We start from the raw sequence: 26,887 nt of genomic DNA, 5'->3' as shown, positions 1-26,887 counted from the left end.
ACTTAAGCCTATGAGCCAACTTCTGCAGATAGACTAGATTACGAGTTTTCCGTAGCGTCCAGCACCGCCAACCTGCCACTGTACATCACCGCACTTGGCTTGATAGATGGTCTGCGCCAATTTTGCACCAACCACATCTGTCAAATCACCCTCTGTCGCATTCGTCAACACAGCCAGTTCGTCGCCATAAGCCGCAATGAGACGTTTGTACACGGCAGGCCCCACCCCCGGTATCGCCGCGAGGGGAACTTGGTGATGATATGGCGGACGATGCGCCGGATGAACAGGCTCCGGACAATCAGCCAGTTGCTGCAGGCGATCCCAGACCCCAGTCACTTGATGGCGACTTGTCGGACAAGCGCATCCAGTTCCATCAGAAGTGATGATTTGATCACACTTGCGACAGCGGGATCGATAATATTTGCCATGCTCCGGATGTAATCCATGATTTGCCTGCACACGCCTTCCTTCAATGCGGTGCAGGGCACGTGCCACTTCGGCAAAAGACAAGTTTTCCAACTCTATCTCATTATATTCGCGGGCGATATTTGCCAGGCCATGCGCATCTGAATTGGACAAGTATGTGATGTCCTGCAACTCGCTGATGCGATCAGCCATATTGGTGTCAGAAGACAATCCGAGTTCCAGTGCATCGATGTCGGCAAGCGGCAACAGCTCAATGAGTTGATCCACACAACTGCCCAGCGCGCCCTTGAAAGGTGTAAACGCATGGTGCACGATAAGCAACCCTTGCCGCTCGTGTGTTTGGCGTGCGAGTGTGGTGGCGTCCGTCCTGGCCAGTTGTGAAGACAACTGTGTGTTTTTTTGAACAGTGCGCAGCCATCGGTTAAAATCGGTCGCCGCGCACAGCGTGGGCAACCAACAGCCAAAATGGGCAGCGCCGCCATGTGGACCGCGTATTTCCACCTCTGCGCCGAGCAAGACAAGTAATCTGTCGCAATAGATCAGTCCGCCGTCCACATGCGGTACAAGCGTCCCAGCTGCCATTTGCGCCGCAATCTCCTCTAATACGTGATCACACGCTGCGTCAATAACCGTGACAACTTGCAATCCTTTTACAAACGCCGCATGAAATAATAGACTCTCCAAGGTGAGCGAAGCGCCCGCCGCAATTTTCACTGGTCGCCCCATCGCGCGTCCGATATGAATGTGGAAATCTGCAAAGTACGTGTTCATGATTTGGTACCCAGCCACCACAACAGCGCAACCAATGTTTTGGCATCCGCGATCTCGCCAGAAGTCAACATGGATTCCACTTGTTCGCGACTGACCAAGGTCGTTTCGACAAACTCGTCCTCATCAAGGTTGAGTTCCCCTTGCTCTAAATCTGCAGCGTAGTAAACGTGTAAAACCTCATTTGCGAAGCCAGGACTGGTGAAAAAGGTGTGTATTTTTTGCAGCCGCGCAGCCGCATACCCTGTCTCTTCCGCCAGTTCCCGTTTTGCCGCATCATCTGGCGCTTCGTTTGCTTCCAGTTTCCCCGCAGGGATTTCCCAAAGTACCCGTTCACACGCCTTGCGGTACTGTTGCACCAGCAATACATGGTTCTCCTCCGGCTCAGCGAGTACGGCCACAGCGCCAGGATGGATGATGACTTCGCGTGTGCTGGTCTTGCCGTTAGGCAAGCCAACCGTCAGTTTTTTCAACTGTACCACGCGTCCTGTAAAAATCGTCTCTTCTGCGATTGTGGGTTCCTCAAAAGACAAGTAGGTCACTCCATTCTTTTGTATCCGTCTGTCACCCTTGCCGACTTGTATTTATGCGTAAAGAAATAACCGATGCTCAAGATGGCCGAGATGGCCAAACACGCGTAAAAACCGAGGCGTTGATCACGCTCTGTCAAGGCATACCCCGCTAAAAAGACGATGGCGGCCATCGTGATGAATGTAGATATGGGTTGTCCAAAGGTCAAGCGAGATATATGTTTATGCGCGTTCTTCCCAGGACTCTCATTCCGGTGACGCCAGGAAACGAACGTCATCAATATGATGAACCAGTTGAAAAATGTGAAAAAGCTCGAAGCGCTGATAAGAAAATTATACACGCTTGACGGGAGCAAATACGACAAACCAATAAAGATGGCTAAACCAATTGCTGTAAAAATTAATGCGCCATACTGAACCTGTCGTTTTCCAAGCGTGCGGGTTGTAAAAGACGGCGCTTCTCCGCTGTGACTGAGACTGCTCAAAATCTGATTCGCGGAGAATACCGCGCCAGCCATGACGCTAAATGAGGCGATCAAGATGACCGCATTGAACACATCCGCCAGTATGGTCAAATGGAGATGTTGGAGCGCCTGAACAAATGGGCTGACATTGGTACTGACCGACCGCCAAGGTTGCACCAAGAGTATACCGCCGATGGAGAGGATATACATTAACCCCAGAATGGTCACTGTCCAGATTCCGCCGACATCAAGCTGCTTCGGATGTCTCAATTCGACTGCGGCGGTGCCAAACACGCCGATGCCAGCATAGGCAAAGATGACAATCAGCATGGAACGAAACACGCCACCCGCACCGTGTGGAAAAAAGCCGCTGCCAGATGTTGCAGCATGTGTCCCCGTGACGGCCGTTTGCGCATGCCAGCCAAACAGAATGATGGCCACAAATACAATGAACCCGACAAGCGCCGCAATTTTCACCACGCTCATGAATGATTCGATAAGGCCAAAATTCCGTACGCCAAATGCGTTGATGAGCAAAATCAGCGCGGCGAAACTGGAGGAGAGCAGCCACAATGGCCATGACGGCAACCATACCCGCACAAAGATGGCCGAAGCCACCGCTTCACTGGAAATGGTCAGGATACTCGTCAAATAATACAACCAACCCTGCATATACCCGACATAACGCCCCAGATACATGTCCGCGTACACTTTGAACGCCCCCTCCACAGGGTGATCCAACGCGACCGTGTTCAACGCGCCGATGACTTGCGCTGTGATCAAAGCGCCGATCACAAAAGAGATCAGCACACTGGGTCCAGCGCTTTGTATTGGGGCACCGCAACCGAGAAAGAACCCTGCGCCGACGATGCCGCCAACGCCCACCAAAATCAGTTCAGTCAAGGACATGCTGGCTTTCGCTTGCACAGGAGTTCCCATCGTTTTTTGACGTGGTGTCGTTCGCATACGCGTCTTATTCAAAAGTAAATACCTCCTGATATGAGATCAGAAGGTATTATTCGGAAAAATGAAGTAAACTATACTGACGGATCAAGACGAACAGCTCAAGCGACGTCCCAAGGTAATGTACAAAAACGCACCGCAACTTGCGCAGCATGTTCGATGTTTGCCAATGCAATATGTTCATTCGTGGAATGAATGTCTTCATAGCCCAACCCAATGTTTAAAATGGGTACGCCTAGCGTTTGAATCACGTTGGCGTCGCTGCCACCGCCGACTTTCTGTGGATTTGGCGTAAATCCACTGTCGTGAAGCGCTTTTTCAATTCGTTTGCGCAGTGGCGCATCAGCAGGGAAATCAAATCCTTCATACATCAGTGTCTGCGTAAAATCTGCTTTTGCTCCAGCAGCCTGCGCCGCCTGTGCGAATGCCTGCTCAATTTTCTCCAATATGCGTTCACGTTTTTCAGGGTTACGGCTTCTCGCCTCACCGATGATGGTCACCTTGTCTGCGACGACATTGGTTGGCGCCTCGCCGACAAAACTGCCAATGTTGGCCGTCGTCTCTTCGTCGATCCGCCCGTGTGGCATGGACGCCACCGCCTGCGCCGCCACTTTAATGGCACTCACCCCGCGCTCTGGCGCTACACCTGCATGCGCGCGCACACCTGTGACCGTGACCTCAAACTTCGCTTGCCCAGGGCCTGCAACGGCAATCGTGCCGAGTGCGCCGCCAGAATCTAAAGATAGGCCGAAATGGGCATCCAACTGCGCCTCACGCAACTGCTTAGCGCCTTGCAACCCAATCTCTTCTGCGATGGTAAACACGACCTGAATGTCGCCATGTGGCAACTGTTGCTGTTGGATTTCCTGTAACGCCAGCAAAATGGCGGTAATGCCCGCTTTGTCGTCTGCGCCAAGCACCGTTTTCCCATCGCTCCACACCACGCCATTTTCATCCACGCGCGGGTTCACGCTTTCTCCGGGTCGAACCGTATCCATATGCGCCGCCAGAAGCACTTTAGGCATATTCGGCTCCCCTGGCAATTTGGCAATCAAATTGCCGGTTTGTCCATTCAACGCTTCGCCCGCTTTGTCAACGGTGACTTGCAGGCCAAGGGATTCGAGCTCCGCTTTGCAACGTGCCGCCATCTCCCCCTCTTGCAGCGAATGGCTATCGATTTGGACCAGGGAGAGAAAGAGATCTCTCACGTTATACTTTTCGTTCATTTTGATACAACCCCTGTTCGTTGAACACTTCTATAAAGGCAGCTTTGACACGCGTTTGCCAATCCGAAAAATCCACTGCTTCCCCGAGTTCCTTTGCGACTGAAGTCACCTCTTTGTCGCGAATGCCGCAGGGGACAATGGTGGAAAAGTGATCTAAATTCGTGTTCAAATTCAAAGCGATGCCGTGATACGTGACAAATTCTCCAGAAGGCCGCTTTTGCACCCGCGCACCCACCGCGCAAATTTTTGCATCCCCGACCCAAACACCAGGGTAATCTGCGTGCCTCGTTGCGTGTATATTCACTGTGGCCAGAGATCTGATCACACTTTCTTCCAAGTTGCGAACATACGCTTTGACATCGTTGTTCCAAGGCGCCAAATGCAACACTGGGTACACGACCAATTGCCCTGGACCGTGATATGTCACATCGCCGCCTCTATCTACATGGCGCACCGTAAAGCCGTTTTCCTCAAGAAATGCCTCACTCGCCACGATATTATCCGTCGTTCCATTGCGCCCAATCGTAATCGTTGGCGGATGCTCGACCATGTAGATGGTCTGCTGGTTGTCTTGTTCGGCCAGCAACGCTCGGGATCGCGCCAATTGACGTTCCAGCGCTTCATCATAGTGCATGTGACCAAGGTCTATCCACTCAATTGCTCTCTCCGCAGTCATGTCGGTTTCCCTCATCAAGCCTGTTCCGCCGAGGCAAGCGTTGTCGCTTCGCGCAGATGATTTTGACGCGCTTCATCTGTCAATGACTGAAGCGGTTTGCCATCTGCGCGCAATACCTGCTCGTGTGCGTGATATGAACTGCGCACCATCGGACCCGATTCAACGTGGGCAAATCCCCGCTTCAAGCCTTCCCCACGCAGTTTGAGAAACTCGGTCGGCGTGTAGAACTTTTCAACCAGCAAATGCTTTTCCGTCGGCTGCAAATATTGACCAATGGTGACGATGTCCACCATGGCTTCGCGCAAATCGTCCATTGTCGCGCATACTTCTTCTATGGATTCACCCAAGCCAATCATAATACTGGACTTTGTCCGAATGTCTGGGCGCATCTCCTTAGCGCGGCGCAGAAGTTCCAATGTCCGATCATATTTTGCCAAAGACCGAACTCTATCTGACAGCCGACGGACCGTTTCCACATTGTGATTCAAAATATCTGGAGAAGCGTCCATCACCACTTTTAACGCGTCCCAATTTCCAGCAAAATCGGGAATCAGCACTTCTACACCGCAATTGGGAACGCGATTGCGAATGGCGCGAATGGTAGCTGCAAAGACGGACGCGCCGCCATCCGCCAAATCATCGCGGGCGACACTGGTCACGACGACATGCTGTAAATCCATCGCTACAACCGCGTCAGCTACGCGCTTGGGCTCACGTAAGTCCAATTCAGTTGGACGCCCAGTGTTCACTGCGCAAAAACGGCAAGCACGCGTACAGATATCCCCCAAAATCATAAAGGTGGCGGTCCGCTGCTCCCAGCATTCAAAAATGTTGGGACACTGCGCTTCCTCACACACCGTGTGCAGGGATTGAGTGCGCATAATATCTTTGAGCGCTTTATAATTGTCCCCAGTCTTCGCTTTGATTTTCAGCCAAGCCGGACGCGTCATCTTCTGTTCTTCCATAATCCGAACTTTTTCCGCCTGCTTTTCTTGCAACTTGGATTGTGTCATGCACACATCATCCCATCTTGTAAATTAAGTGTTGTCTCTTGGCGATGTCACCATTGCCGCCATCGTAGCGCCATCGTAGAACGTAGGCTGGCGCTGCCAGTATGTGAGTACACCACGCATCGTCGTCAATTCGGGAAAATTCAAGTATGGCCACAGGTATCAATGACCCTTGCTGTATTGTACAAGAATGAACGCATAAGGACAAAACAAGTGACCCGAATTTTTTTGAACTCCGGGTCACTGAGCTTGTATTGTAGATCAAATGACAATGCTGAACTTCATTCGTTCTTGTGCAGTGCTTCACACAACGCACATCAACGATGCAACGACTTCTCATGGAACAAGTAGTTGCTGCGCACGCGCCGCATCTGATCAATCCGTTGCTCCGCCAGTCGATCCGCCGCGCGGTAGCTCGGTATGTTCTCCTTGCGAGACATCTCAAACACATTCTCAATGATCTGGTAGATGCCATCCACTTTATTGTGCGCTCTTTCCGCATTATACCCTTCGAGTTCATCCGCCACATTCATGAGGCCGCCGGCGTTAATGACATAATCAGGTGCATACGCCACCCCTCTTTGGTGCAGCAAGTCACCATGCTTGTCTTCTGCCAATTGATTGTTTGCCGAACCAGCGATGACTTGACAGCGCAACCTGTCAATTGTGCTGTCGTTGATGACAGCCCCAAGCGCGCAGGGGGCGAAAATATCACAATCAACTTCAAAAATATCCTTTACATCAACCGCCTTGGCATTCAGTTCGTTCACCGCGGAGCGAACAGAATCATCATTAATATCAGCGACGATCAGTTCACCGCCAGCTTCCTTGACGAGTCTCGCCACATGCATGCCGACATTTCCGAGCCCTTGGATGGCGACGCGCTTTCCGGCGAGATCATCTGTGCCAAAAGCCGCTTTTACTGTCGCCTGCATGCCGCGGAAAACGCCGAACGCAGTGACAGGAGATGGGTTCCCACTCGAGCCGTAAGCCTGTGAAATACCGGTCACATAATCGGTCTCCATGTGAATGAGGTCCATGTCATGCACATCCGTGCCGACATCCTCTGCAGTGATATAACGGCCGCCAAGACTCTGGATATAACGGCCGAGCGAGCGGAACAGCGCTTCATTTTTGTCTGTCTTCGCGTTCCCCATCACGACGGTCTTGCCGCCGCCCAGGTTCAATCCGGCAACGGCCGCTTTGTACGTCATTCCGCGCGCGAGACGAAGCGCATCCAGAATTGCGTCATCCTCGCGAGCATATGTCCACATCCGGCATCCACCCAGCGCAGGCCCGAGCGTTGTATCGTGAATCGCAATAATGGCTTTCAAGCCAGACGCTTTGTCCTGACAAAACACCAACTGCTCATAGTCGTACTGCTCAAGATACGCGAAGATGTTCATCCGAATTTCCTCCTTGTAATACGCACTATTCAACCAAACGTTTGTAAAATGCTTTGACGGCGTCTTTGATTGAGTATTCGACGTTTGCGGCCAAACCACTCAAGTTGCACATCACTTCGAAATGAAAATACAACCCTTACTTTAAGTGGAAAAATAAAAAAAGGAAGTCAACAATCGCAAATATGTTACAAAATCAAACGAAAGCAACAGACAGCTATAGATATAAAACGCTTACAAACATCGCTGCAATACGTTTTACATATATCTTCCTCGACCATCATACGCGCTTTACACAGCCATGCCAAGCTGCTGAAATAAAGTCGTAATTACCTGAAATACGGCATTTTTCAACCTATGAACAGCCAGTTGTAATCTAGCGCGCACGGATGGGTTCTACCACAAGTCGAGATTTCATAGACTAGCAACAAGACTTGAAAAAGGAGCGCATGTCGGCATGGACCCAGTTAAATTTCGCCACTCTATCTCGCAATTCATCGCAGCAACCGTCGCGCTCATGATGCTCGCTATCAGTTGTTTTGCAGCTGTTATCTTGATCTTTGGCCATGCTAGAGTGCCACGCCTGGCAAATTTGGAAGCATCCCGTCTGGCCAACGTAGAACTGAGTGAACTGGTCGGCACACCCAACTATACAAAAAACACAGCGTCGGCTTCGCCTTCGCTCATCAGCGCCATCAGTTCAACACTGCATCTGCCGTTTTCTGATCCCTTGTCGATGCTCACCAACCAGTTGCCGGAAACCACGACACAAATTGCTGAAAATAATCAAACAGAATCATCCCTTTTCCATTCCATTTCCACATGGGCAACAAACTCCGACAAGATCGATATGGGATGGCTGCAACCAGCTTCAGCTTCGGCATCTGAACAGATGTTGGCAGACAATCCGGGGATAAACGTCGCCAGTCCTCAGTGGATGCACTTAAGCGACGCCTCTGGCAACATCACAGACAGCGTTTTGCCGGATGTCGTCCAATACGCACATCAGCATCACATCAAGGTTTGGGCGCTCGTGGATAATAATTTTGACGCGAAATTGACGCACGAAGTGCTACAAAACCCGAAGGCCCGTGCGAATTTGATTGACGAACTGGCCTATGCGGCCAAAACGAATGATTACGATGGCATCAATGTCGACTTTGAAAGCATGTACAACTCAGACAGAGACGCGTATACCGCGTTCATCAAGTCACTGCATCAAAAACTTGCTTCGATGCATGTGACGTTGTCCGTCGACATTTCTCCGGACATTGTTCCACTCAGCGACAACGCGACATTCTTCCATGCTGGGCTTGCAGATGATGCAGACTATGTATGTTTGATGGCATACGACGAGCATTGGGGCGGCGACCAAGATCCAGGTCCGGTGGCTGATTTGCCGTGGGTGTCGCAATCTGTTTATGATTTGTTGAATACGGGCGTGCCAACAGACAAACTGATCCTGGGTATGCCGTTCTACACAGAGTTGTGGCATGTACACAAAAATGGCAACGTAACGACCACAGCCACCGCTGACGGAGACATCAATGGCATCCTGCAATCACATCACACGAGTGGCACATGGAAGTCCGATCTCGATCTCATGTACGCCCGTTACCCAGAGACGGACGGATATACAGAAATATGGTATCCGACTGCGCAGACGTTTAACGATGAACTGTCACTGGTCAACGAAAACGGCTTGGCTGGCATCTCGATATGGTCACTATATTGGTCGAATCAAAAGACCTGGTCATCGGTTTTAGACGCGCTTCGCAACAGCGTCTCCTAAAACCAAATAAATGCGCATGTTTATACAATCGCCCCTGATTGTATAAACATGCGGACCGAGGTGACCAGTTGATCTCATCATGCTATGCCACTGGATTTCCCGCGCCTGTGACCGTGACTTTTTGTCCGTCTGCTTTCATTTTTTCCACTGTGACTTGGCCGACATCGGTTCGGACCAACAGATAGAAAATATCGGGCAACTCATGTCCCTTCAAATTCCAAGTGGCAAGCCACGAACCGTTCTTCCTGAGATGCGCTGTGGCGACGCGTTGTAGGGCATAAGTAGAATGAACTGCGTAGTCGCCATTGTAATACTCCACATTGGCAGCAGGCACGTAGTATACATTGATGGTATGTCCACTCCATCCAGTGTCGTCGGAATAAATCTCCACTTTTCCGTCCTTTGAACGGACGTGGACATGTGGATTCCGCACGCCCCACTTTGGCAAATTCACTTTCGCCGGCGCATCGGCCAGTCCAGGCGGCAACATCTGTTCCATGATGGCAGCTTGCCGTTTCGAATCGTAATCTGCCTGACCGCAGCCCACCAATGCAAGACTCGTCAGCATAACGACTCCTAACCGCCACATTTTCATGCAACATCATCTCCGTCTCATCAGCTTTGTCATCACATAGTGTGCGTTAACAAGACAGGGTTATGCCTATTTCGGTACAATGGTCTGGTGAAACGGGACAACAGCGTCGCGCGGAGAAGAGGTTCATTTGAAACATGGAAAAGCAACTGCAAATCGGCAGCGAAAAGATCACATACCGACGCGTTCCGGCAAAAGCCAGACAAGTCCGTGTAATCCTTCGCGTTGAACAGAACATGGTAATCGTCAGCGCACCGTTGCAAGTGACAGAAAAAACGATTGAGTCCGTTCTCGTGAAACATGTCGATTGGATTGTAGAACAACTAAAGAAAACAGAACTTATCACAAAGAGAATGCTTCAATTGGGAGATTCCATCACCATAAACGACATGTCCTATACGCTTGTAAGCCTATGTCAACCATCGGGATCGAAAGATGCATCTGTTCAATTGGACGAGATTTCACAGCGGCTTTGGGTCAATCAACTGGTTCCCGCCGCCGACGTGCATCGGGTGGTTTACACTTGGCTTAGAGCAGAGGCAAATCGATCTCTATTGCAATTCGCCCACCAGTTGGCCATTCAGTATGGCTTTACACCTGCGCGAATCACCGTCAAGGAGCAGGCGCGTCGTTGGGGAAGTTGTTCGAGCAAGGGGAATATCCACTTAAATTGGCGGTTGATTCAGGCGCCGTTATATGTGCAAAGATATGTCATCATTCATGAGTTGGCGCATTTGCGCGAGATGAATCACAGTGCTCAATTTTGGCGGATTGTAGAAGACATGATGCCTGACTACGAACAAGCAAAGAGTTGGTTGCGTGTACGAGGAAATGTGTTGTACCGCTTACAACCAGAAGAAATGACTTTCACCAAGCCCACTGATCAAACAGAGGAGAACGGGAAGGTCAACCGCAGCTGACCTTGGTCCCGAATTCCTGTGTGTAAGTCGCTTTACACAATAGGTGTTGTTGTGCAGGTGGTTGTGCTTACAGGTCCGTAAGGAACCAGCAGAATGAAGAGCACGAAGATAATCAAGAACACAACCGCCCAGCGAGTGTACCCACCGAATGCTCCGTACATCTCTACACCCCCCTCGTCTAATCTGGTGTAGGGTATGTGCTCAAAAAAGCATTCGATAGAGGCACCCGCCCGTAGCCATTTTGTTTCCGTATCGTATAGGGCAAATCCCTTATTGAATGATCCGGCGCGCGAACACAAGATTTTTGCCAAACCAGGTCGTCGCCAAGGTTTCGATGGTCACCTTGCCTTCACCGCCGCCTTCTTGAATGACTTGCCCGTTGCCCAAGTAAATGCCGACGTGCCCGCCACCTGTGGCATTGGTCGATGTCTTAAAGAAAAGAAGGTCTCCTTCGCGGATATCCGACAACGCGACCGGAGTGCCCACATTGTCTCGTTGATATTCCGATGAGGTGGAGAATGTTACACCAATCCCCGTGTGGTAAGACCATTCGACGAAATTGCTGCAATCAAAACCGACGCCCGGGATCTGGTTGCCCCACAAATATGGAACGCCCAGCTGCGATTTGGCTGCCGCAATGACCGCGTCCGCCTCTGTTTTCCAGTCGCTTGGCGTGCTGCTGGTTCCTGCCGGGAAATTGACCCCTTCGTCACCATTGCTCTGGTTTGTCACCGTCACGTATTTACTGTTAGTGGTGATATATCCGACTTGGCCGTTAAAGGAAATCTCATACCATGCAGAGTTCGCCTGCTTGACGAGCACTGCTTGTTGACCAAGTTGCAGTTTGCCAATCACTGGGCTACTGAGTGCCGCTTTGCTATGATATGAAACCCATCCCTGTTTCGTCTGGACGTATGTAACATCAGTGCTGGTCGATCCCGATGAAGTTGTAGTGGAAGCCCCGGTTGTACCTGTAGACTGTGAAGTGCCGCCACTCGATGAAGTCGTCGCGTCTACGACTTTTGTGTACTTTGTGTTGGTTGTAATGTACGCATCTGTACCGTTGATACTGATTTCGTACCAGTAGCTGTTTGCCTTGCCCACAAGCACTGCTTTGTCTCCCAAGTTCAATCGTCCCGTAATTGGACTGTTGATGCTTGCGCTTTGATGGTAATCTACCCACCCATGTTGCGTCTCCACATAAGATTGTGTATCAGCATATGCCGTTTGAGCAATTCCAACAAACGGAGCCGCAGACAATAGAAGACTCCCGACAGTTAACACAAATTTCTTCATTTTAGAACCACGCGCCTCTCCTTGTTTTGGTAAGTACATCCACCAATTCCATTTATAAATCTAAATTGGAATTTAGATGGTTGTATAGGGAGGATTCTATCTATATTGGCTAAATCCTGTTAGTAAAACTTAGCATGGATGGAATTCCTCTTATACACCTTTTCATCCGTTATCAACCATTTAAATTACATGATTTCCAATTCAAAATGCCTTTGTACCAACCTTTTCACAACATTGAATAGAAAAAAAGAAGGCTCTGATAACACAGAACCTTCCTGAAAACGTTTCGATTTAACTGGAAACCACTTTCCAGATGTATTATTTTGCAAATATAAAATCGTCAATTTGAGCAGTCCGCGGTTGATTCCAAACCCAGCTCGAGCTAGGGGTTTTGGATGGTGTAAAAAAGACATACGCGCCAGGCACGTAATCCACGCCCTGATCTAAGACCTCTTCTGCTGCGGTGATTGAATCCGCACTTGGCGTGTTGTAGATCTCCTGATTTTCCACGGGTGTAAACTGATAACAGCCGTCAACCACTTGAAAAATCACACCTTTTACTGTATCTGGATAATCTGAACTTTGCACGCGATGCAAAACGACATCCCCCACAGCCACTTTGGCTTCCATGTTCTCTCCGCTTGCCTCCGCTTGAATCAAGCGAGACATCCAGTACAGGCTTGTATCTGATACGGCGGTGTTTGCAGAGGAAGACGTTGCAGCAGCTGAGTTTGTACCATTTGGCACATTGATCAGTTGACCAGGTAAAATCATCAACGGATCGATGCCAGGATTGTCATTTTGTATCGCTTGCCAAGTGACACCGTGCGCGTTGGCGATGGTGAAAAACGTATCTCCAGGCTGCACTGTATAATTTCCACTCGGTATCTTTACCTGTGAGCCAATCTGCAGGTTACCAGGATTAACAACTTGTGGATTAGCAGCTTCCATCGCTGGCAAACTGACGTCATTGGCGCGCGAGATGGTCCACAGGGATTCACCGGATTGCACGGTATGCGTTGTTGCCGCCATCACGGATACCGTTGACATCGCAAGTACGCCAACCGTTGTCAAAGCAGAACACATCACTTTCTTCAAATGTTCATCTATCCTTTCTAAAATAAACTGCTGCTGCTCAAATAGACTAACATGCACACAAGATGTTGTAAGACCTTAAATCTTGCCATGGCACAGCACGCATAATTTGGTAAGACATAAAAAGACCCAGCCGACGAGTTTCACTGTCAGCTGGGTCCTTTTTTGGTCATCTATACCCACTTTGATACGAAGATACATTGTTGCCAGATTACGCAGAGAAATGATAAGCAACTGCCAATAACGCTTTTACGCCATATTGCAATGCGTCCTCGTCAATATTGAAACGCGGATGGTGATGTGGATAGATCACATCCTTTTCCTCGTTGTAGATGCCAGTAAAGAAAAATGTCCCAGGTACAGCCGTTTGATATGCAGAGAAGTCTTCGCCACCCATGGTCGGCGCAGCCGTTTGCACGACATCCGCCGGAAACACGTTCTCCAAAGCGGCTTTCACCCGATTTGTCACTTCTTCGTCATTGATGACAGGGCGATACCCTTTTTCATAGTGAAATTCATAATGCGCCCCATGCGCCTCCGTAAGCCCGCGAATCACTCGTTCCATCCATTCTGCGGCTTGGTCCCGCAGATCATCCCGAAAGGCGCGCACGGTTCCACACAACTCTACTGAATTCGGAATGACGTTGTCCGCTGTCCCGCCAATAAATTTGGTCACGCTGACCACCAACGGTTCGAATGGATCCACATAGCGTGAGACAAGATGCTGTAGATTGGTGACAATTTGCGCGCCAATCGCGATGGGGTCCACATTCAGATGCGGCTGGGCTGCATGCCCACCCCGTCCCGTGATGATGAGATGGAATGTATCTGGAGAGGCCATCAAAGGTCCTGCGGAAACACCGATGGTCTTGGTCGCCATAGGCGCCCATAGATGCTGCCCGACCACTGCGTCCACACCGTCCAGCACACCTTTTTTCACAAGTTCTTGAGCGCCGCCCGGAATCACTTCTTCGGCATGTTGAAAAATAAAGCGGATTTCACCTTTTATTTCGTCCCGATGTGCGGACAACAACTTTGCTGCAGCAAGCAGCATGGCCGTATGTCCATCATGGCCACACGCGTGCATGACGCCAGGTGTGCGCGATTTATAGGATACGTCATTTTCCTCATGAATCGGCAGTGCATCCATATCCGCGCGCAGCGCAAGCACCATGCCAGGATGCGCCCCAACCAGACGCGCAACCACACTCGTCTTCGTCGGGCGAGTCAGTTCCAAATGTCCAAATTCCGACAGTGTATCATAAATGTATTGTGCGGTTTGTTCCTCGTGAAAAGATACCTCCGGATGTTCGTGCAAATGGCGGCGCCACGCTATCATTTCAGACTGAATCGAGGCAACCTGCGCATCAATCGTCTCCACCGTCACTGCCATAATCTCAGCCTCCTTTTACAGTCTTGCAACGTCTAAGTCAAATACGCAACCATTGCGCCAACGATTCATTGCTCGCGCGATGACCCACATAAAATGGGCCAAATTCTGCAAAACGCGCGCTTGACGCGTCAAACCGCATCTCATATACCAGTTTTTTGAACTGCAATGGATCATCGGCAAATAAAGTGACGCCCCACTCCCAGTCGTCAAGCCCGACGGATCCACTGATGATTTGTTTGACAATACCAGCATACTGCCGCCCAATCATTCCGTGCGCCTTCATAAATTCACGACGTTCTTGTTCACTGAGCATAAACCAGTTATCTTCGCCCTGACGGCGTTTGTTCATGGGATAGAAGCAGACATGCTGATGTGGCGGCATTTCTGGTTTTAGCCGTGCCTGCAACGCCTCATCCAATGCGGGATCTACCCCAGGCTTCGCCATGTAACCGCCAAGTTCAACAATGGAAATGTATGAATAAACCGACTGACTCATATCGGCCAAGGACGTTTTCGCTAAATCCGCTTTGAGCTGATTCAATTCCGCCAGACTCGGACGCATGAATATGAATAAGACATCCGCCTTATGTCCCGCCATGATGTACTGCCCATAACTTCCTTTTCGATCCCGCTCTATATTTGCCTGCGCATTGGCAAATGCAGACCATTCCTGCATGATGCGCACTCGTTCCGTCTCTGCAATAGATTTCCACTGTTCCCAATTGATTGTGCGAAACTCGTGGTAAACGTACCATCCTTCAAGTGTTGCTGGTGCCCCCATCAGTTGACACTCCTTTAACCATATTGTTCCACTCTACGAAAATAAAGCGGGCTCCCTGCTGTCGCGCCATCCGCCTTCATTGACTCGCGTTTTCATGGTTCTGCTCGTATCGCGCATGGCGTTCCCATCCATTATACCAAGATGCGAAGGACCTGAATAAGAAGTCAACCCTTTTTCATCTATAAATGTCGCCCCCGCCTTGTGCCTAAGCAGGCATAAGTCCTGCAAGGCACAAGGCAATCTATTCACATTAAAGCGCGCAATATATGGCCCGCTAAAAGCCCCAACAACATCGACGAGAGCGTTCCTACTAAAAAATATTCCGCCCATTCACGGTGCTCCATTTGCTTGAAACGGACCAAAGACTTTGCCGTAGCGATGAATGCAATGGCAGCATAAGCTTGTCCACACACCAAGAACATGACGATAAGCCGCTCAAGATACCCAATTAAGGCCCCCCGTCCCGGGTCTGGTTCTGCCATGTGCATGTAAGTCACTTCAGATTTCGCGGTATCGGCGGCTTCTTTGGACGGGAACACCGTCGTGAGAACCAGTTTCTTCTCGGTTTCCACCAACCCCTGTCTAGGCTGTGGACCAACCAACTTACCGACTAAGAACCCACTAAAGCGCGTGGCCAATAACATCATTATGCCAACCGCAAGCATGTGCCCTAGCGGAGTCAAAGCAATCGGATGGGCTTTTATCAACGCGTAGGCAGTTTTTACAAATGTACTTGGCGTAATCATTTTAAGGAAAAAGAGCGCTATTAAGATGGCGAAAACATGTAGCGCTTGATCGATGACAAACGAAAACAAGGAAAAGTAATGAAATCGTTTCTGAAACAGTGCATCCAGTTCAACTTTGACCATATCGACGATCCAGTGAAATAGGACAAGTGCAATGCCCATTGCCAGTGCTTTTCCCCCTGCGACGGGAGAGGAGGAGACAATGACGACCATTGCGCAGGAAGTCATGAATAGCTGAATGAGCATGTGCGCTATCATTTGTCTGTTCATTCTCGACTTCTTCATAGCAACTTTTGCAGATTGAAACACAAAATCTCCCAGCAGGTGAGCTGCAAATAGGGTCATAAATGGCACAGTCAGTGTCTCCGATCATTTGATGTAGATGCTGGCGGATCGAAAGGTGTCACGCATGGCGGTCTACCCCGTTCAATTCAAATATGGAGTCCAAGTGTGTTCTCAAATGACTTTTTATGGCGTGCAAAAGTGAATGAACCGTGGGCAGGCACACATTTAGATCACTTTGATTTGCGTGACATTCCAGCCGCAAATAAATATCTCGCACGATTTCAAACGTCCGATTCAATGCGTCCGAATCCGCTTTGCTTAGCAATTTGGAAATATTCGCGGGTGTCCTATGCAAAATCGTCGCTACCTCTTGTTGCGTATCACATACAGTATAAAGCGCGCTCGCTATTCTTTGTTGAGGACTGTGATTTTTGAAGATTCTATCTTGATAATACAAGATTGTATCATGCATCCTCGCAAACAGTGAATCTTCCAAGTAATCCTCAGCTTCCGTCATGAACCACGGTCGCTCACGCTTATCCTTCTTCAATTTATCCATCGCATTGCGCGCATTCTTAAACAGTGGATGATTCCACGTATCAATGTCCTCAATCGTATGCAGCGATTCTTCGATCATCCCGTAAGTATTGGCAAAAATGGGCGGATGGTTGTCATATCTCCATATTTGTTTTATGAAGTACGCAACCACGTAACTTGTAAAGAAATGCTCCGAAACAAAGAGAATTTCGTCGCCATAACGATTTTTGACACGGGCTTGTATTTCACCTTCCGTCCACCGGGATATCCAACTCACGATTTGCTTCAAGTAACGGTCCAATTCTCTAGGCGATTCGAAATGTGTGGAGTCGGTCACGTCCATCATAAAGATGGAAACTGGTTGCACTCATCAGCCCCCCTTTGATTTGGATTTTCTGATCACGTACATTGGTTAACCCATTTCGACTTAACCGATCAAGGTTAATTATACACGAATTAACCAAAAACGGTTAATCACATGTTGATTAACTCAAAACGGTTACATTGTTTCATATCAGAAGAGGGCATAAAAAACTAGACGCTTCATAGAGTAGATCCTAAAAGAAACGTCTTTTGCGTGAAACGATATTCAATTTATCTTTCTACTTCCACAACATCACTGAATTACACATTTGTTCAATCACTAATTGAAAATCACAAACTGGAGGATGCCTGATGAGAATCATATCTTGTATTGTCGCTGTTTTGTTTAGTCTCTATGCCGTGGTCAACGCCATGCTCATTGCGCATGCGGGCGCTATGAACCAAATTGTTCAACTTGAAGCCGCAGGCGCAGCAGAGTTGATGTTCGCGGGTGTATGCTTTCTCGGCGCCGTCGCCATACTTTGGCGTTGGTGGTTATCGCTGGTTTTCTTTGTGCTGGCGACGCTTTGGTCAGCTTGTGTCGCCATCATCTATTTCGATAACACAATATGGTTTTGGTGCGCAGCGACTGCCATTTTAGCCGCAGCTTGCGCATACTTCAGCACGCACAATCAAATTCGCCGCCGCAAACAGCGCATGGCCATATAAAACAGTGGCGATGTCTGTCATCGCCACCCATAGCCATATCCACTGTTTGCATACCCGGAACCATAACTATACCCTTGTGTATAACCATATCCTGCTCCATAGCTGTCACTTTGCGTATAGCTGTATCCGTAACCGGCGCCATAGCCTTGGTTATATCCATTGCCCTGATGGCCGAAACGACCGTGCTGCGACCAGCCACTTCTTCTGCCGTGCCCCCTGGGCATATATGTACCTTGCGGCACGCCGCCTTGACCATCTGTTGCACCAGAGTCTGTGTCTGTACTTTCCACAGTGGTCGTGAAAGAATTTCCATCTGCATTCAAAGCGGAAGGCGCAATCAAAACATCCCCACCGTCAGATACGAGCGCCACAGGCTGCACTTGATTCCCTGTCGCATTGATGGGACTGCCATCAACCAGCGCAGACTGATAAGTCACTGTCCCCATATTTGCCAATGGATACAATTGATTGTTTTCATCGGACGGATCCTCACTGATCCACTCTGCAGAGGTACCGACACCTTCTGCATAAGCACTGTTCAACTGTACAGCAATCGTCTTGGACTCCGTCTTTCCATCAGGAGTATGCGCAGTAAACGACACATCCCACGTGGTACCTGACGACGTTTTTGCGATAGAGGCATCTATGGTTGAACCAATAGGCACCGTCATGACATTCTTAGCGTTAGCAGGTAGCTTCTCCCAAAAGATATCCGCCACAGCTTGCCCGTTTTCAAACTGTTCAATGGTGCCCATTTGCAAAAGATCGTCCGATGAAACGCCACCCAGTCCGATCCACTGCGCTGCGACACTATCTTCACTTCCTGTAATATTGGGCACGGTCCATTGCCCTGAAACGCTTGTGTAACCATTCGCACCTTGGGCAGGCGACGCCACATAACCAGCCCAATTGCCAGATCCCTGCGTATTTTGCGGCATGCTGGTGCTTGATGTGCTCGTGTCACTCGCGAACATAGATGAAGTACTTGCATGTCTAGTAGGAATCTGAATAGATAACCGATGTTGCAAAGACGTTTGCCCTGCATGAACGAACGGCACACCGTGAGAATCAAAGAACGTACCAACCGCTGCTGCACATAACACAAGCGACGCCACTGAAATGTTGCGCTTTTTCATCACTTTACTCCCCACTTCATCTCAAATTTCCTTCAAGCCGAAATTTTAGGCACGCGACGCTTGATTCAAGTATATATCGCCTCACTTGAACATTCATTGAAATTTTGCTGGTCTGGCAAATGATTTAAGATATACAATAGTCTCTATAGCAGAATGTTCACGCTTACAAGTTCACGTTTTGCAATTGCTCAACACAATGGTTTTCCTGACGATGATCGATGGAACATGATGCAAGACAGTGAGGAGGATTTGTCATGGCACAACAAGCAGATAGGCTAGAAAAAACCATCACCAAAACAGTGACGGCAGATTACCTGGTCTATGTACCAGAACATTATGCACAAAGCGATGAAAACTTCCCCCTTATCCTGTTTTTACACGGCGCGGGCGAACGCGGCCACGATTTGGAACTTGTCAAGGTACACGGCATTCCCAAGATTGTATCCGAGCGGACGGATTTTCCGTTTATTACGGTCTCTCCTCAATGTCCCAGCGGTTCTTCATGGCTGATCGAAAAGGATGCTGTCATTGCTTTATTGGATGAAATCATCGCGAAATACCGGGTGGATACCAACCGCGTGTATCTGACAGGATTGAGTATGGGCGGGTTTGGGACGTGGCACATCGCCGCTGAATATCCAGAGCGCTTTGCCGCGATTGCCCCCATTTGTGGCGGTGGTCAACCGCTGACTGCACAATATTTGAAGGACATGCCTGTTTGGGCTTTCCACGGCGCAAAGGACGATATCGTCCCGTTAAAAGCGACAGAGGACATGGTCAACGCGCTGCGGAATATCGGAAACAATGTCAAGTTTACAGTCTATCCAGAGGCAAAACATGATTCCTGGACTGAAACTTATAACAACAAAGCGCTGTACGAATGGTTTTTGCAACATCAAAAAAGCGAGTTGCTCACCTCACAGTGATCATAGACGCATACATGTTTTCAACACATCGGCGTGGCAAAAGCCACGCCGTCTTTGTCCGTCCGCATATGAAACCCGAGTAGGGTCCCCATCTAATCACCCAATTCGTTATTTGACGAGATGTTTAGTGTACTGTCCGTGACACAGCCTAAGCTTCGCACATATCATGTGCCATTGAACGTTTGTGGACACGCTCAATTCATTCACGGCGACCAAAATTTCGAATTATCGGGCTACGTTCACGATTTATTTACACAAAAGGCACGCTTTATCTACATGAATCTTTACAGGTCAGATTTATAGTAGAGATGCAAGCAGAAACAACAACATCGACAAATGAGGTGGTTTATCATGCTGATGTTTAAATTCGCGACAAAAATGCAGCAATTACAGCGACAAGGGCTAAGTCAGAAAGAGGCTGCCGCCAAGTTAGGTGTCACCATTCAGCCCAGCCAGTTGGGACGTATCCCCCAAAGGCGCCTGCCTTCCCGCTGACGGAAATGGAGGGACAAAGTGCTTGGTTTCTCCATTTCCTCAATGTGAATTGGCGCTATATTTCGCACGATAGACATCCAGTTGATCTGTCGGCTCAAACACAGTGACACCATGACACCATCTAAACGCTTCGGCTGTATCACAGAAATGAGTTGACTGCTTCGTATCGCTTCATCCATATCCGCAGTAAACATCGGCCTCGGCCTCTTCAATTTTCCCTTTTATTAACTGTAAACAATTCGCCTGCAAGTAACACATCATCATCATCGCTGTCCTAAGGCTCCAAATATGTTGAGAAATAGGCTGTATTTTCATGGTTCGTTCATCCTCTCTTCGCAGTTGCTCTAAAGCCAGCTTGTTTGGCGATTTCACGCATGGTCACGACATCAAATCCCCGCTCTGCAAACAACTGTCCGGCAGCGGTCAAAATCGCATTTTTGGTTCTTCAGAACGCATCTCTTGCCTGCTTGGCATAAAACCACTCCATCACGCTTGATCCATTGTATATAACCAACCGTTGATAACCGATGGTTATAGGCGTGTCAAGAGATAAAGTCAAATCGAGGAAAATAGGCGAATTTGGCTAAACGTTTGACGGGATACAAATGGAGTATGGCCACATAGACTTTGGTAATTGGGTGATCTGACTGCGTGCGTGATGATTCCCGTACCCGTTAAACCTGAATCAAGGGGATGGCATGCGATGAAGCCGTCGGACACAATTCAAGCTGAGGGGGAGCGGAAATGGCCCGCTTTGAAAGACTGCGCTGGGTTCCCATGCTCATACGGGCGTACTATGATGCTCAACTGCGCCGGGAGGGGCCTGAAACAATCAGCGCTCAAAAACCAGAAGTACTTACCGTGAAAACAATACAGCAAAAATCTACTCCCATCGCTACGAAGAGAACACATAAAACGCAGAACAGCCAGAAAAGAAAAAATGCAAAGAAACAAAACAGCAGGAAAAAAACGCAGCGGATCTCGCATGATCCGACCGTACAATTGCTCCGTGAATTGCGCGCCGCCAATCATAAGTTAAAAGAAATTGACGCCATCCGTGAACAACTGAACGATCTTGGTTCATCACTTCATCATTTCCAACGCCGTGTAGAAAAATTAGACTCAACCGAACAACCAACACAGGACGCCCCTTAATTCAAGAAACAAACATATGGGCGCCCTTTCAAACTCCCCTTCCGCATTGCGGCAAAAGCCATGCGGTCATTCACTGACAAGGAAACGGAGCTACCGGCATCACCAGTCCGATCCGCCACCGCTGTTGTCATCGTTTCCGTCCCAATCCGAGCCGCCACTGTCGACGTCTCCGCCCCAATCTGAGCCGCCGTCATCGAAATCCGAGCCATCAGATGACATAGGGCTGTTCCATCCCATACGGCGGTCCTCGTCGTCTTGCCTATCAAACATCGAGTCCAAAACGTCAGCAACCAGCATCCCCTCGAAGAACGATGATCCCCCGTTTTCCACAATCACCGTTTGGTTTGGCTGTGCATTCGACGGATTGTCCGAATGTGGTGGCTGAGACGCCTTCGTATCCACTTTGGTCTGTCCAGAACGAATGTATTGGCTGATCTCAAAAATCTCATCCTCTAATCGATAGACGTGATAAAGGCTGATTTTACTTGCCTTCAGTTCACTTCCGATTTCATTGAGTCGCGGCAACTTCTCGCCAATACGGTCCAATTGGGTTTGCAGCAACGTTTTTTCATCACCCCGGACAAAGATTAGCTTTTCCCTCAACTGAGATTCAGTATCGATACAGTAAGTCAATATTTCAGTCAGACTGTCTTTGGTGCGCTCCAATTGTTCAGCCAAGCGAGCTCGGTTGCGCCTTTTCACGTAAAATGCAATGAGCCAGACGACAAGCACTAACAGAATCAAGAGGACGAGAATATAGGGTAAAACGACGCGCGACATCGGTTGCAGGCGGTTGAGCGCATTGGTGGTCTGAATGACCGCGCTCGTAAAGTCCCCTTGTCTGGCGTCTGGAACAAAGTATGCATCGGTAACGGCCCGATACTTATCCGCCACAGTCGAGCCATGTTCACGCTCGCGGATGATGTTATCCAACTGTGTTCCTTTTTCCGCCACCAGTTGAACCTGTCTATCTCCGACATCAATCACAAGCAAAACGTCATTTCCGCCCATGCCCCAAGCATTAAACACCTGATTGCAATACTGGGAGAAATTTTGTTGTTTGACGACCGTCAACACATAGAAATGATAGTGATCTTGCGCGAGCGCGTGTTCAATCTTCTGCGTTTGTTGGGCGGAAAAAAGATGGGCCTGATCGGTGATAACACCTTGTTTTTGCGGCAGCGTATCAGCGGCAAAAGTTGAGTTCGCCCATAAAAACACAGCCACAAACGCTGTGAAGAGGCCAGTCAGCCAACGCTTCATTCTGCTTTCCCCAATTTCTTTTTCAGGGCCTCCAGTTCACTGTCCACAACCATGTCGCGCTTTTGCTCCATCAATGCTTTGAACGGATCTTCTTCCTGCTCGGCGAGCGAACGATGCGCTTCAGCCTCCGCCTCCAAACGGTTGACGGCCGTTTCCATCCTGTCAAATCCCTTTGCCGCCACTCCACCGCCAATGCCATTCATGGTCATATTGATATGTTTCTGCGCTTTGGCAGCCTCTGCGCGGGCAACCAGCAGGTTGCGTTTGGACTTCATCTCATCGAAATTCTCACGCATTTCATGCAAACGCGCATTTAAGTTCGCCGTCGCCGCCACAACACTGTCTACCTGCGGTTTTAACTCATCTGCCTGTTGTTGATACTTGTTCTTGCTGAGCAGCGCCTTTTTGGCCAGCTCGTCGTTTTCTTGTTCAACAGCCTGCTCGGCATAAGTCTGAAATTTCTGCACTTGCGCCAGCAATGCTTGATATTTTTTCTCCAGTGTCAGTTTCGACGCCGTCTGCAAAGAAACGGCCTCCACCGCCTTTTCGATTTCATCTTCCATCTCTCGCAGGTATTGGTCGCACATTTTCACAGGATCTTCGGCTTTATCCAGCGCTGAATGAATGTTGGCAAGCCCAATTTCTTTGATCCGCTGAAAAACACTCAACATAAAAAACCTCCTCGCACAAACTGATCTGGGTTGAATTATACCCTATTTTCATTTACGCGTTGCGACGCTGCTCTGCCTTAGGTTCCGTAAGCGATGTCTCCCCTTTGGCTAAACAGCCAACGCAGCACGCCCATCTCATGCGCCCTTTTGCCCAGACCAAATGGTCCATCGATCCCGCTCCTCAATCGGCCCATGCTTTGGCAAGCGCTGCTCAAGATACAGAATCAATTGCTCGATCTCGTCATCGGTTAGTTCATGCAGAATAGACCGGCCAGTGCGTCCGCGCAAATCATTGGCCAATTCGGCGAACGACGCATAGGTTTGTCGCGTCTCCCACACTGTGATTTGCTGCACATGGCGAAATCCAGCTTCAGACATGCGCTCTGCGACGGTTTCGCTCGACCAGCGCCTCGATTGTTCAAACGGCAGCAATCGGGGGTAACATTCAAAGAGATACCCGCGCAGATGATCCTCTGATCCCGGAAGCGCCACGTCCATCGGTGTCCTGTCCTGAATGAGCAGATGGCCATTCGGCGCTAGAATGCGGTACGCTTCTTGCAAATAGGGTTCCAATTCCTTGAGGTGATGAATCAAGGCACGTTCAAAAACAATCTCCATCTTGCCGTCCGCTATTCCCGTCGCTGATGCCTCTCCAACCTGAAACGTGTATGAGGTATCACCCACAAACCGTTTTTTAACTGTCTCCACCATCGCATCCGAAAAGTCGACGCCGACAATGCTTGATGCACCGATCTTGTGCCACGCCTGCGCGTATATACCACCGCCACAGCCGATATCGGCCACCGCCCGACCTACGGGATCGACCAAAGATTTGATGGCCTGGGCCCAGCTGACATCTGCATCCCTGGACGCATAACTTCGGCTGTTTTTTTCATCGTGAAAGTTGATGGGCATTGTGATTTATTCCTCCAGTTCAACAAATTCCAAACGGTTGCCAAACGGATCGAACACAAAGCAGCGACGAATACCCGGCAGTGGATCTTCTACAGCCAGATAACCAGCGCGCGCCAATGTCTCACACAGACGAGTAAGATCACGCACAAGAAAAGCTGGGTGCGCTTTCTTCGCCGGGACAAAATCTTGCTCCACACCGATGTGCAATTGCTGTGCGCCACACTGAAACCAAACGCCACCGCGAGCTTGCAATTTCTCCGGCTTCGTCAGTTCTACCATGCCAAGCATGTCGCCAAAGAACGCGCGCACCACGGCTTCACAGTTGGGTGGTGCCGCCAATTGCACATGATCAATTCCTGCGATATGTGTTGTCATGTGGAATTCCCCTTTCGCTTATCGTTTGCTGTATTTCAGCATAGCTCAGGTGAGGAAGATACTGTCATCGCAAATCGCGAAACCTGTATTGGATTTTGTAAAAGGGAGCGCTGGAACTCTCCCATTGATTTGACTGCACCGCGATGGACTTTTTATCGGGAAAATCACTGCGCTTTATCGTCGCCCATCAGGGACTCTGAAGATGATGATATCCGATTTAGTTGTCCATCCTTCAGACGCCATTTATCACCTCTGAAATTTTGGATGAACCATCTATCATGAGAAACTGCGATAATGGGGCCACTAAAATCGTCTAACGCACGTTCGAATTCCTCCAAAACATCAAAACTTACATGATTAGTGGGTTCATCAAGCAATAATAATGTAGGTTGCGAAGCCATTAATTTGGCAAGCGCCAGTTTGCGGTATTGTCCGGGACTCAAACTGTTGACTGGTGCGTTAAAGCGCTCAAAACGAAACAATTGATAGGAAAGCAACTGCGACACATGTGCCTTTCGTTCCCCCAACAGGTCCTGTCGGAAATAATCCAAGACAGACAAATTGATGTGTTCGTACGACACTTCCTGCGGCAAATAACCAATCTTTATATGTGATGGTACGAAAACCTCTCCTTCATCCGGTCGCCTACAACCTGCGATCACGTTGAGTAAGGTTGTTTTTCCTGTTCCGTTTGCGCCTATCATCAAGATGCGCTCGCGTCGTCCCAGTGTAAAATGGACACCATCGAGGATTTTCGATCCGCTGTCCCCACAAACAGACAAATTTGAAATCGATACGGCTACAGGATGATGAACTTGCCCCGATTCCAAATTGCCTTGAAATCTCATCGGTTCAGGTGGTCTCTCAACTGGATCAGACATGATTCGTTCCAATCGGATCTGCGCAGCTCTGATATTCCGTGATACTGTGTTCTGCACATTGTGCCCACGTGCATTGTAATGCACTTTGTCGTTGTCTCTTGGTGGACGATGATGTCCTACTTGGCGAGCTTTGTCATACAGACGCTTTTTCAGTTCGCGAATTTCCTCCTGTTGTTGGAGATAGCGTTCCGCCCACTGCCTGCGTTCCAACTGCTTATGTGCTCTATAGGAATCGTAATTTCCAACATACGTTCGAATTTGGTGATCATATTCATCTACTTCAAATATTTTTGTGACGAACCGATTCAAAAAGCGCCGATCATGAGAGACGATGAGGAGTGTTCCATTGTAACCAGTGAGATATTCTTCTAACCAATCCAACATGTCGAAATCAAGGTGATTGGTCGGTTCATCAAGTAACAAGACGTCAGGTGCACGAATGAGCAACGTGGCGAGTCCAAGTCTTGTTTTTTCGCCACCAGATAGCGTCGAAATCCTCCGCGAGTCGTCTAGATGATCCAGTGACAAAGCTTGTAGCACAGTTGCTATACGATAATCCAACTCATATCCACCACGTTGCTCGAAGCTTGTGCTTAATTGCCCGTATTCGTTCATGAGCTGTTCCAATTCACCAGAATCATCTGTAATCATACGCTCGGTTAACTCATGCATCCTTCGTTCTATCGTGCGCAACTCAACTTGTGCATCAAATATTTTCTGACCAATCGTTTCATCTTTAGCAAAGGGCAAAGTTTGGGGAAGATATCCGATCTCCGCATCTCGAGAAATGCTCACAACGCCCCCATCTTTATCTATCGATTTCGTCAGCAGCTTCAACACAGTGGATTTTCCTGCCCCGTTTGCGCCGACAAGTCCACCTCGTTCTCCGCTGCTCAACTGGAAAGACACACAATCTAAAACGATTTTGTCCCCATATGCTTTGGATACTTGACTCACTGAAATATCAGGCATGCATTCATTCCTCCCATTGTGATGTCAGAAACTTTACCGACCCACAACAAAAAGCCGTGTGCACAGATACCCACGGCGGGTGAAACGCAACGGATGAATCTTTTGGCACGTTAACCGCCAAAAGCCCAATTGTGTTTTGCTTTGCCATGGATTCCTTCGCGTG

General features: G+C 49.1%; 27 protein-coding genes. 5 read left to right on the top strand and 22 right to left on the bottom strand.

Annotated elements, in window-relative coordinates; genetic code table 11:
* Positions 1-33: 33 nt before the first annotated feature.
* From ACFSB2_RS10355 to ACFSB2_RS10325, 7 genes are all read right to left on the bottom strand, one after another.
* The gene (locus tag ACFSB2_RS10355; RefSeq protein ID WP_377942953.1) at positions 34-1,197 is read right to left on the bottom strand and encodes an endonuclease Q family protein; all 1,164 of its coding nucleotides are present in this window, start codon (positions 1,195-1,197) and stop codon (positions 34-36) included.
* Positions 1,194-1,727: an NUDIX domain-containing protein gene (locus ACFSB2_RS10350; RefSeq protein ID WP_377942952.1), complete on the bottom strand. Its 534-nt coding sequence runs from the start codon at positions 1,725-1,727 to the stop codon at positions 1,194-1,196. Before ACFSB2_RS10350 ends, ACFSB2_RS10355 begins: the two co-directional genes overlap by 4 nt.
* Before the next feature lie 5 nt (positions 1,728-1,732).
* Positions 1,733-3,169, bottom strand: a complete 1,437-nt coding sequence (locus tag ACFSB2_RS10345) for an amino acid permease (protein WP_377942951.1) — start codon at positions 3,167-3,169, stop codon at positions 1,733-1,735.
* Between the two features lie 83 nt (positions 3,170-3,252).
* The gene (locus tag ACFSB2_RS10340) at positions 3,253-4,377 is read right to left on the bottom strand and encodes a M20/M25/M40 family metallo-hydrolase (protein ID WP_377942950.1); all 1,125 of its coding nucleotides are present in this window, start codon (positions 4,375-4,377) and stop codon (positions 3,253-3,255) included.
* Positions 4,361-5,053, bottom strand: coding sequence for a lipoyl(octanoyl) transferase LipB (gene lipB / locus ACFSB2_RS10335; RefSeq protein ID WP_377942949.1), 693 nt, complete (start codon positions 5,051-5,053; stop codon positions 4,361-4,363). The genes ACFSB2_RS10340 and lipB overlap by 17 nt, the downstream gene beginning before the upstream one ends.
* A gap of 14 nt (positions 5,054-5,067) precedes the next feature.
* A complete protein-coding gene (lipA, locus tag ACFSB2_RS10330; RefSeq protein WP_377942948.1) occupies positions 5,068-6,066 on the bottom strand; it encodes a lipoyl synthase in 999 nt (332 codons plus the stop codon).
* A 314-nt stretch (positions 6,067-6,380) separates the two neighbouring features.
* On the bottom strand, positions 6,381-7,469 hold the full coding sequence (locus tag ACFSB2_RS10325) for a Glu/Leu/Phe/Val family dehydrogenase (RefSeq protein ID WP_377942947.1): 1,089 nt from the start codon (positions 7,467-7,469) through the stop codon (positions 6,381-6,383).
* Positions 7,470-7,923: 454 nt separating this feature from the next.
* Here ACFSB2_RS10325 and ACFSB2_RS10320 point away from each other — a divergent pair, with 454 nt between their 5' ends.
* Positions 7,924-9,258, top strand: coding sequence for a glycosyl hydrolase family 18 protein (locus tag ACFSB2_RS10320; protein WP_377942946.1), 1,335 nt, complete (start codon positions 7,924-7,926; stop codon positions 9,256-9,258).
* An 82-nt stretch (positions 9,259-9,340) separates the two neighbouring features.
* Here ACFSB2_RS10320 and ACFSB2_RS10315 read toward each other — a convergent pair whose 3' ends face one another.
* Complete coding sequence (locus tag ACFSB2_RS10315; protein WP_377942945.1) at positions 9,341-9,853, bottom strand: hypothetical protein; 513 nt, start codon at positions 9,851-9,853, stop codon at positions 9,341-9,343.
* A 134-nt stretch (positions 9,854-9,987) separates the two neighbouring features.
* Between ACFSB2_RS10315 and ACFSB2_RS10310 the strand changes: the two genes are divergently transcribed.
* The gene (locus ACFSB2_RS10310) at positions 9,988-10,770 is read left to right on the top strand and encodes a M48 family metallopeptidase (RefSeq protein WP_377942944.1); all 783 of its coding nucleotides are present in this window, start codon (positions 9,988-9,990) and stop codon (positions 10,768-10,770) included.
* Positions 10,771-11,040: 270 nt separating this feature from the next.
* On the opposite strand, the gene ACFSB2_RS10305 is transcribed toward ACFSB2_RS10310, so the two are convergent.
* The 6 genes from ACFSB2_RS10305 to ACFSB2_RS10280 all read right to left on the bottom strand — a co-directional run bounded on the left by ACFSB2_RS10305 (position 11,041) and on the right by ACFSB2_RS10280 (position 17,270).
* Positions 11,041-12,066 (bottom strand): C40 family peptidase, encoded by a 1,026-nt coding sequence (locus tag ACFSB2_RS10305; RefSeq protein ID WP_377942943.1) that lies wholly within the window; start codon positions 12,064-12,066, stop codon positions 11,041-11,043.
* A 318-nt stretch (positions 12,067-12,384) separates the two neighbouring features.
* Positions 12,385-13,155, bottom strand: a complete 771-nt coding sequence (locus ACFSB2_RS10300) for a LysM peptidoglycan-binding domain-containing protein (protein WP_377943006.1) — start codon at positions 13,153-13,155, stop codon at positions 12,385-12,387.
* A 217-nt stretch (positions 13,156-13,372) separates the two neighbouring features.
* Positions 13,373-14,554, bottom strand: coding sequence for an amidohydrolase (locus tag ACFSB2_RS10295; protein ID WP_377942942.1), 1,182 nt, complete (start codon positions 14,552-14,554; stop codon positions 13,373-13,375).
* A gap of 37 nt (positions 14,555-14,591) precedes the next feature.
* A complete protein-coding gene (gene hemQ / locus ACFSB2_RS10290; protein ID WP_377942941.1) occupies positions 14,592-15,335 on the bottom strand; it encodes a hydrogen peroxide-dependent heme synthase in 744 nt (247 codons plus the stop codon).
* A 245-nt stretch (positions 15,336-15,580) separates the two neighbouring features.
* Positions 15,581-16,426 (bottom strand): DUF3307 domain-containing protein, encoded by an 846-nt coding sequence (locus tag ACFSB2_RS10285; protein ID WP_377943005.1) that lies wholly within the window; start codon positions 16,424-16,426, stop codon positions 15,581-15,583.
* 58 nt (positions 16,427-16,484) lie between these two features.
* Positions 16,485-17,270 carry a hypothetical protein gene (locus ACFSB2_RS10280; protein WP_377942940.1) on the bottom strand — a complete coding sequence of 262 codons (786 nt, stop codon included), beginning with the start codon at positions 17,268-17,270 and terminating at the stop codon, positions 16,485-16,487.
* Between the two features lie 308 nt (positions 17,271-17,578).
* Here ACFSB2_RS10280 and ACFSB2_RS10275 point away from each other — a divergent pair, with 308 nt between their 5' ends.
* Positions 17,579-17,935 carry a hypothetical protein gene (locus ACFSB2_RS10275; RefSeq protein WP_377942939.1) on the top strand — a complete coding sequence of 119 codons (357 nt, stop codon included), beginning with the start codon at positions 17,579-17,581 and terminating at the stop codon, positions 17,933-17,935.
* Positions 17,936-17,952: 17 nt separating this feature from the next.
* Here the strand turns inward: ACFSB2_RS10275 and ACFSB2_RS10270 are convergent, their stop codons facing one another.
* Positions 17,953-19,071: a G1 family glutamic endopeptidase gene (locus ACFSB2_RS10270; RefSeq protein ID WP_377942938.1), complete on the bottom strand. Its 1,119-nt coding sequence runs from the start codon at positions 19,069-19,071 to the stop codon at positions 17,953-17,955.
* 254 nt (positions 19,072-19,325) lie between these two features.
* On the opposite strand from ACFSB2_RS10270, the gene ACFSB2_RS10265 reads away from it, so the two are divergent.
* Complete coding sequence (locus ACFSB2_RS10265) at positions 19,326-19,997, top strand: carboxylesterase family protein (protein ID WP_377942937.1); 672 nt, start codon at positions 19,326-19,328, stop codon at positions 19,995-19,997.
* A gap of 443 nt (positions 19,998-20,440) precedes the next feature.
* Here the strand turns inward: ACFSB2_RS10265 and ACFSB2_RS10260 are convergent, their stop codons facing one another.
* Positions 20,441-20,686 carry a hypothetical protein gene (locus ACFSB2_RS10260; RefSeq protein WP_377942936.1) on the bottom strand — a complete coding sequence of 82 codons (246 nt, stop codon included), beginning with the start codon at positions 20,684-20,686 and terminating at the stop codon, positions 20,441-20,443.
* 128 nt (positions 20,687-20,814) lie between these two features.
* Positions 20,815-20,901, bottom strand: a complete 87-nt coding sequence (locus ACFSB2_RS10255; RefSeq protein ID WP_377943004.1) for a TetR family transcriptional regulator — start codon at positions 20,899-20,901, stop codon at positions 20,815-20,817.
* Positions 20,902-21,236: 335 nt separating this feature from the next.
* Here ACFSB2_RS10255 and ACFSB2_RS10250 point away from each other — a divergent pair, with 335 nt between their 5' ends.
* Positions 21,237-21,647, top strand: a complete 411-nt coding sequence (locus ACFSB2_RS10250) for a hypothetical protein (RefSeq protein ID WP_377942935.1) — start codon at positions 21,237-21,239, stop codon at positions 21,645-21,647.
* 99 nt (positions 21,648-21,746) lie between these two features.
* Here ACFSB2_RS10250 and ACFSB2_RS10245 read toward each other — a convergent pair whose 3' ends face one another.
* The 5 genes from ACFSB2_RS10245 to abc-f all read right to left on the bottom strand — a co-directional run bounded on the left by ACFSB2_RS10245 (position 21,747) and on the right by abc-f (position 26,724).
* On the bottom strand, positions 21,747-22,910 hold the full coding sequence (locus ACFSB2_RS10245) for a TPM domain-containing protein (RefSeq protein ID WP_377942934.1): 1,164 nt from the start codon (positions 22,908-22,910) through the stop codon (positions 21,747-21,749).
* Positions 22,907-23,581: a PspA/IM30 family protein gene (locus tag ACFSB2_RS10240; RefSeq protein ID WP_377942933.1), complete on the bottom strand. Its 675-nt coding sequence runs from the start codon at positions 23,579-23,581 to the stop codon at positions 22,907-22,909. The genes ACFSB2_RS10245 and ACFSB2_RS10240 overlap by 4 nt, the downstream gene beginning before the upstream one ends.
* Before the next feature lie 135 nt (positions 23,582-23,716).
* Complete coding sequence (locus ACFSB2_RS10235; protein ID WP_377942932.1) at positions 23,717-24,496, bottom strand: class I SAM-dependent methyltransferase; 780 nt, start codon at positions 24,494-24,496, stop codon at positions 23,717-23,719.
* A gap of 6 nt (positions 24,497-24,502) precedes the next feature.
* Positions 24,503-24,871, bottom strand: a complete 369-nt coding sequence (locus ACFSB2_RS10230) for a VOC family protein (RefSeq protein ID WP_377942931.1) — start codon at positions 24,869-24,871, stop codon at positions 24,503-24,505.
* A gap of 164 nt (positions 24,872-25,035) precedes the next feature.
* On the bottom strand, positions 25,036-26,724 hold the full coding sequence (gene abc-f / locus ACFSB2_RS10225) for a ribosomal protection-like ABC-F family protein (RefSeq protein WP_377942930.1): 1,689 nt from the start codon (positions 26,722-26,724) through the stop codon (positions 25,036-25,038).
* Positions 26,725-26,887: the final 163 nt, after the last annotated feature.

Origin of the sequence: Alicyclobacillus fodiniaquatilis, from assembly GCF_042678105.1 — a bacterium.
In the GTDB taxonomy this organism is placed as follows: Bacteria; Bacillota; Bacilli; order Alicyclobacillales; family Alicyclobacillaceae; genus Alicyclobacillus; species Alicyclobacillus fodiniaquatilis.
Note: the sequence above shows the minus strand (reverse complement) of the source record. Positions and strands in the feature narration are given on the sequence as shown.